This window comes from Pseudomonas sp. PDM16, from assembly GCF_014851865.1.
GTDB lineage: Bacteria > Pseudomonadota > Gammaproteobacteria > Pseudomonadales > Pseudomonadaceae > Aquipseudomonas.
On the sequence record NZ_JACVAM010000022.1, the window covers coordinates 1 to 800 of the forward strand.

Annotated in this window: 1 protein-coding gene; it reads right to left on the reverse strand. The window is 49.5% G+C overall.

The annotated features are described in order from the left end of the window. Positions 1 to 191: 191 nt before the first annotated feature. Positions 192 to 659 (reverse strand): tetratricopeptide repeat protein, encoded by a 468-nt coding sequence (locus IB234_RS23775; RefSeq protein ID WP_192322321.1) that lies wholly within the window; start codon positions 657 to 659, stop codon positions 192 to 194. Between the last annotated feature and the right edge of the window lie 141 nt (positions 660 to 800).

An 800-nucleotide genomic window follows, 5' to 3' on the forward strand; every position in this document is an offset into this window, starting at 1 on the left:
CACAAATAACGGCATTTACTGCCAAGCCACCATTCGATTCAGTGCCGGCGCTGCGATGCGGCAGCTGTGTTCTTGGGCACGGACATCAACCATGACTTTGCTCTTGCCGCCTAACGATTAAGCTAACAGGCGGCCAAAAGCGCAGCTTTTGGACGTCCAGCGAACGAAGTGAGCGGCAGTTGAGCGCATTGTTATATGATGCCTCGCAGCTCGGATAGTAACTCTTGTGCTTCTTCAATGTCGGCCTCGCACATATTGCTGCTGGTGATAGCGAGGTTTAAATACTCAATCGTTCTATCTGTTTCTTTGGGGCTTACCATGTAGAGTTTGGCTAGCTCCAAAGCGCCGCTGCCGTCTCCAGACTCGATGGCCCGCTCAAACCAGTATTTGGCTTTTCTGATGTCGCCTTTTATTCGGTAAGAAATGCCTAGATTGACGAGGGCGGTTATTTCACCGCCCTCTATTGCTTTTAGCTCCCACTCAATAGCTTTGTCATAGTCGCAATTGACCCCTTCACCACATGTGTACATTGACGCCACACGTGTCATACAGGAGGTGCTTCCTTTCTTTGCTGCCTGCATGAAGGCTGAGAGCGCACCTACGAAATCACCTTTCTCGTAGAGTTCATCGCCTTTTAGGAAGAGCTCATCAGTGTCCATGTTCTGTCTTCATATAACGATTAAGCTAACGGGCAGGCAAAAGCGCAGCTTTTGACTGTCCAGCGAACGAAGTGAGCGATAGTTGAGCGCATTGTTAGAGGCCTTCCTCGATCTTGTGACGATTCATAACTTGATGGACAG

Excerpts from the sequence above, each read along its gene's own strand:
- IB234_RS23775 (WP_192322321.1), bottom strand. The coding sequence starts at position 659 with ATGGACACTGATGAGCTCTTCCTAAAAGGCGATGAACTCTACGAGAAA.